The organism is Syntrophomonas sp. UBA5494, assembly GCF_002426325.1.
In genome coordinates, this window is sequence record NZ_DIPG01000088.1 from 1 (window position 1) to 5,775 (window position 5,775).

General features: G+C 50.2%; 6 protein-coding genes. All 6 read right to left on the bottom strand.

Annotated elements, in window-relative coordinates; genetic code table 11:
• Positions 1-612: 612 nt before the first annotated feature.
• Entirely contained in the window at positions 613-2,031 is a 1,419-nt protein-coding gene (locus B3W37_RS09715; protein WP_483171589.1) for an MATE family efflux transporter, read from the bottom strand.
• Positions 2,032-2,062: 31 nt separating this feature from the next.
• Positions 2,063-2,503: a MarR family winged helix-turn-helix transcriptional regulator gene (locus B3W37_RS09720; RefSeq protein ID WP_483171566.1), complete on the bottom strand. Its 441-nt coding sequence runs from the start codon at positions 2,501-2,503 to the stop codon at positions 2,063-2,065.
• A 360-nt stretch (positions 2,504-2,863) separates the two neighbouring features.
• Positions 2,864-3,283, bottom strand: coding sequence for an EamA family transporter (locus B3W37_RS09725; RefSeq protein ID WP_483171565.1), 420 nt, complete (start codon positions 3,281-3,283; stop codon positions 2,864-2,866).
• A 106-nt stretch (positions 3,284-3,389) separates the two neighbouring features.
• Entirely contained in the window at positions 3,390-4,070 is a 681-nt protein-coding gene (locus B3W37_RS09730) for a phosphoribosylanthranilate isomerase (RefSeq protein WP_483175589.1), read from the bottom strand.
• Positions 4,067-4,786 carry an indole-3-glycerol-phosphate synthase gene (locus B3W37_RS09735; RefSeq protein ID WP_483171563.1) on the bottom strand — a complete coding sequence of 240 codons (720 nt, stop codon included), beginning with the start codon at positions 4,784-4,786 and terminating at the stop codon, positions 4,067-4,069. The genes B3W37_RS09730 and B3W37_RS09735 overlap by 4 nt, the downstream gene beginning before the upstream one ends.
• Positions 4,787-4,797: 11 nt before the next feature.
• A partial coding sequence (trpD, locus tag B3W37_RS09740; RefSeq protein ID WP_483175590.1) for an anthranilate phosphoribosyltransferase occupies positions 4,798-5,775 on the bottom strand: 978 nt, incomplete at its 5' end.

Sequence of the window (5,775 nt, forward strand, 5' to 3'; positions counted from 1 at the left end):
ATTGCGGATACATTCCGCAATTCAACATTTATCGACAAATCGAGAAACTTCCACGCTTATCAAGCGTGACTGCTGGCGAGAACTTTATTCTCTATTTCGAAAATATTGCAATTTTCGTGCCATTGTATTGTTGTTTAAGATCGCCAATAAAAACGCTCACCTGTACTATTTTGTTTGGAGCGCCATACACAGATGTTTCATTTGTGTTTCAGCTGTTGCGCAACTGTTTCACCTTTGTACACTGTCTCGGCTTCAATACAATGTCTTGGCTTCTGTACACCTGGTGATAATTTCCAAACTCGGGAGAGCCGGCTGTACTGTATTACTTTTGTCCAGAAACCTGACATATTGTTGCATTTTTGTTTCATAACTTGGACGGCAAATTATCCGTATAACATCTTTTCAGCTATGCCTTTTGACGATATTTGGCGAATAAATCTGTAAGGTTAGTATAACTCCCCCTGGCAAAGAAATATTATCCCATACTCTACCGATTGGCACAGGTTGGCGCTGCATCATGGAAGGTCTGGTTTGCGGGGGGCTTGCATTACTGGTCTTTTACTGTACATGCACTGCTCTCCGGGGGGGAGAAAAGCCTTTTGTTTACCGGATTTATTCGGATTCCGAGCCGCACAGTTTTGGCGGTATGGTCGACAGCGCGGCAGACTGTTCCTCCGGGGAAGGCCGGGCGGCTTCTTTTCTCAGGCTTCGCATTTCATAATACATCATGGTGGCCGATAAGCTTACAGCCAGGAAGTCGGCGATGGGAGCCGCCCTCCAGACTCCTTCCACACCCCAGAATCTCGGCAGAATCACCAGCAAAGGTATGAAGAACAAAACCTGCCTGGACAGGCTGAGAACGGCCGCCTGACGGGCCTTGCCAACCGCCTGAAAGTAGGTTGCACTCACAATCTGAAACCCCACCAGCGGTATCAAGGCCATGTAAATCAGCATGGCATGGGTGGTTATTGCGGTCAAGGCCACATCACTTTCGCTAAACAGCCCTACCAGCTGCTCAGGCCAGATATGCAAGGCCAGGTACCCGATCAATGCAATGCCGGTTCCTGCTATTACCGCCAGCTTCCAGGTATCTCCCACCCTTTTGTACTGCCTGGCGCCATAGTTGTATCCAATAATAGGTTGAGCGCCCTGGGCGACCCCCAGTACCGGCATAAATAAGAGGGTGGCAATGCTCATCACTATGCCGATAGCCGATAAGGCCAAATCTCCTCCGTATGCCGTCAGAGTATTATTGAGGATAACCTGTTGGACACTGGCGGCTATCTGCATGGCAAACTGCCCGAAGCCTATAGCCATAATACCCGACAGAATAACCCATCTGGGCCTCAGGTTGACAAGCCGGAGCTTGACCAGGCTCCGTCCGGTAATGAAATAGCCCAAGACCCAGGCAGCCGATATCGCCTGGGCCAGTATGGTGGCAAAAGCAGAGCCCTTCATTCCCCATCCAAAAATAAATATGAATATATAGTTGAAGACGACATTGAAGGCAGCGCCTATGAGCTGCGTGTACATGGCTACTTTAGGGTTGCCTTCGGCGCGGATGAAGTTGTTGGCCCCCAAGCTTATGGAGCCAAATACTGCGCCCAGCATGATGATCTGAGTAAAGTCCATGGCATAAGGAAGGACCTCCGGGCTTGCGCCACAGGCAATCAAGATCGGTTCCGAAAATATAAAGAAGACTCCCGCAGCCAGGGCCGGCAATAAGACCAGCATAGTTATGGCATTGCCCGCTATCTTCTCGGCCTCCTCCTTTTTCCCCTCACCCAGGCGAATCGAAATTAAGGCGGTAGCCCCAACCCCTATAAAAATCGATACAGCCAGCAAGACGATCATGAGCGGGAAGGCCACAGTTGTGGCGGCGATTGCCAGAGAGCCGATCCCACGGCCGACAAAAATCCGGTCTATAACATTGTATAGAGAATTGACCAGCATTCCGACAATAGCCGGCAGAGAAAAGTTCCATAACAACCTGCCTATACTTTTGTCTCGCATTTCCAACGAATGGTCCATCATCATACTCCTTCGAACTTAATATCAGCCCTTAAATTTTGGAGGTAAAATTTACTACATAACGCAGGCTGCTTACAAAGGCATCCATCTCTTCCGGATCAACCCCCGCGAACAAATCAGTCAAGGCTTCACAGTAGGCGTTCATATTCTTCCCCATCTGTTCCAACCCGGTTTGGCTCAGCGACAACAGGACTTTTCTGCGATCATGGGGATCAACCCTGCGTATGATCAAATCCATGGCTTCCATTTGATTGATCAAGGTAGTCAGGCTGCCTTTTTCGATATCCAGCATCTTGCCGATTTCTGTCGCGGTAAGACCATCGTGATGGTATAAAACATTTACGATTTTAAACTGGTTTTTGGGCATCTGCGGACTGCAAGCATGGCGCATCTTAACATAGAACTTCTCATGGAACAATCCCAAAAAGGTCATCATCAAAACCTGGATTTCCCTGGCATTTTGCTGATACATCACGCGCTCCTAAATTCTGTTAGAAATCTTACTGTTAGAAACTATTATAGTTTATTATGAACCCGGCTTGCCGGTCAATGCTTTTCCGGTCAGGGTTTTCAGGCGCAAGGCGAGGGCGAAGTTTCAGCGCCCTCATGCTATGCCTGCACAGCTTGTTGACAAAGTCAACAAGCTGTGCAGAGCGAGCGACGGAAGCGAAGAGCAAGGCATTCAATAGGCCCGCAATTGAGGCGTACAAATAGTACGTTGATTGAGCGGACCTATTGAGCAACGCAGTTATTTGCTTTTGTCGACGGTCTAAACAAGCCTCACCGGCTTGTTCTCGGTGCTGGTGCGAAGCTTAAATGAAGGAAAATGCTGCTAGAGCTGAATCAAGAGAAGACCGGCCAAACACAGGGCAACTCCGATAATGTTCTGCAGGGTTAGCTGCTCCCGGTAAAATACTAAGCCAACCAAGACTAACAGAGCCGCTACTACTACATTGGCTACCCCGGCGGCCAGGCTGATCTTCCATCCCGCCCGATAGGCCAGGAGAAATCCGGCTTCCAAACCAATAATAGAAAAACCCAGTGCGATACTGGCCCAATGAATCTGCTTAAATACGGTTAATACCGAGCCGTAGCCGTGAAAGAAGGGCAAGGCCAAAAGGCAGGCTATGGCGGCTGTAAAGTAGGTTACTACCAGAGTCACCAGGGGATTTATATTCCCTGGAATGGATTTCTGAAAAATATGGTACAGAACGTTGGATACTACGGCGAGAATGATTCCTAAATAGTTCATGGCAGGTCCCTCATGATTTCCAATTTGAGATTCATGGCATTATTGGGATTATAAGAGACCAACCGGTTTTCGTCAATTGTTGCGCCGGGATGATCATTGCACCTGCCTAATCCGTGGAATCTGCAACCGACTGCATGAACTGCCGGACCTTTTGGAAATCCTTTTTTCCAGGCCGTGCTTCCACCCCTGATAAAACATCGATTGCATAAGGGTTGGCTTTCCGTATGATGCTGCGAACATTGGCAGGCTTTAGCCCGCCGGCCAAAAAAACCGGTAATTCAGATTCCTTCTGGACGGTTTTAAAGATTGACAGATCAACGGTTATACCGGTTCCGCCTGGCATTGAAGCCCTATGGGCATCTACCAGCAGGGCACTGACCAGGGTTTCATTTAGAGCACGGGCGGCTGCAGCCGGATCAGGGATTTCGAAAAGGCACTTGCCGTCCATGCCGATGCACAAGGCCTTAATGGCTCTTATACCCATATGGTTTAAACGAACAGCCAGCTCCTCAACTTGCGCCAGTGTCTCCTCATGATGCAATTGAATCATATCAGGCTTTAAAGCCTCTGCGACAGCGAGGATCTTCCCGATTTCCCCGCCGGTAACCACAACGGTTTTTACCGGCGGCGGAACCTGCTTGATAAGCTGCAGGGCTTCCATCCTGTTCAGGTTCCAGGGGACTGCCGCCGGGTAATCCACCACAAACCCCAGATAGCGTGCCCCGGCCCGTACGCAAAACTCTATATCCTCACCATTCATCAGCCCGCATATCTTCACCGCCATCATAGCCTACAACTCCCCGTACCGCTGAGCATAGCGTACATTTCGGCACTGTCCCGGGCTTGCAGGATGGCGGTTCCCACCAGAACAGCATGCGCGCCCGCCGCTGCAGCCCGCTCTACATCGGCAGCAGTAGATATCGCACTTTCACTGACTACCAAAATCCCCGGTTTTATAAGGCCGGCCAGTTTTTCAGTAGTTTCCACATTGCCGTCGTCCATCTCTAATTCCACGATACTACGGTTGTTTATACCTATAACTGTTAAGTCTATTCCCTCCAGGGAAAAAACCTCTTCCTGAGAATGGGTTTCCACCAGGGGCTCCAAACCCAGCTTAAAACACCCCTCTATCAGCTCATACAACTGCTCTCTTTTAAGCATAGCCGCTATCAGCAAGACGGCATGAGCGCCCATAGCCATGCTCTCCCGCAATTGCCAACTCTGGGTGATAAAGTCCTTGCGCAATACCGGGAGACCGGTGGCCTCCGCCACATCAGCCAGCAACCGGGCTGATCCTCCGAAATAATCAGGCTCAGTTACTACTGATAGCGCGGGCGCGCCGGCTTTTGCCAGCTTTTTGGCCAGATTTACCGGGTCGCGCCCTTTGAGCAGGTCGCCTCTTTGAGGCGACCTGGGTTTAATATCGGGGATTACCGGAATCTTGCCATTATGAAAATAATTCCACAGCGCTCTGGAAAATCTGCAATTGGATTTATGAAGCATGGTTACCTCTCTTATTGAATAGACCTGAAATCCTGGGAAGCGCTTATTAGCTGATCCAATTTGGCCTGAGCCAGGCCGCTGTCGATTAATTCTCCCGCCAGTTTGATGCCTCCCTGTAGTGAATCAGCTTTTCCGCCGATATACAAAGCCCCGGCGGCATTCATAACCACAGCCTGGCGGCGCGGCCCCTGGTTTTGCGCTGAAAAAACCTCGCGGATAACAGCGGCATTCACTTCCGGTGTACCGGTCTTAATGTCTTCCAGGGTGCAGCGGGCCAAGCCAAAATCCTCAGGAGAGATCTCGTAACTGCTGATGGTTCCATTTTTAATCTCGTTGACGCGGGTTTTACCCAGCAGGGATATCTCATCAAGACCGTCTAATCCATGTACGAATAAAGCCCGTTTATAGCCTAAAGACAAAGCTATCCGGGACACAGTGTCAAGCAGCTCCGGTTTATAAACCCCCAGGATATGACGCGTAGCCCGGGCAGGATTGATCAGTGGACCGATGATAGTGTAAAAAATGGTCTTTATCCCCAGTGCTTGTTCAGGCGGCAGGACTTTATGCATCACCGGGTGGAACAGAGGGGCATAGATAAAAGCGATGCCGACTTCTTCAATGAGTTTTTCCACCGCCCGGGGGGATAAATTGATTTCTACGCCCAGGGCTTCCAAAACGTCAGCACTTCCTGACAAGCTGGAAATCGAGCGGCTGCCATGCTTGGCCACCGGAATGCCTGCAGCAGCCGCAACCAGGGCTACAGCAGTGGATATGTTGAAAGTGCTCAATCCCCCGCCGGTTCCGCAGGTATCCATGAGTTCATCTTCCACCCGGGGGGCAATCCCTTTGCAATGATCCCGCATGGCCTGAGCTATAGCCGTGATTTCTGTAAGCGTGGGGCCCTTCATAAGCAATGCCACCTGAAAACCGGCGATCTGCACGTCACTCAGTTCGTCTTTGTCGATGGCCACGATTAAGCCGTAGGCTTC

Coding starts and splice junctions, on each gene's coding strand:
- B3W37_RS09715 (WP_483171589.1), bottom strand. CDS start 2,031: ATGGACCATTCGTTGGAAATGCGAGACAAAAGTATAGGCAGGTTGTTA.
- B3W37_RS09720 (WP_483171566.1), bottom strand. CDS start 2,503: ATGTATCAGCAAAATGCCAGGGAAATCCAGGTTTTGATGATGACCTTT.
- B3W37_RS09725 (WP_483171565.1), bottom strand. CDS start 3,283: ATGAACTATTTAGGAATCATTCTCGCCGTAGTATCCAACGTTCTGTAC.
- B3W37_RS09730 (WP_483175589.1), bottom strand. CDS start 4,070: ATGATGGCGGTGAAGATATGCGGGCTGATGAATGGTGAGGATATAGAG.
- B3W37_RS09735 (WP_483171563.1), bottom strand. CDS start 4,786: ATGCTTCATAAATCCAATTGCAGATTTTCCAGAGCGCTGTGGAATTAT.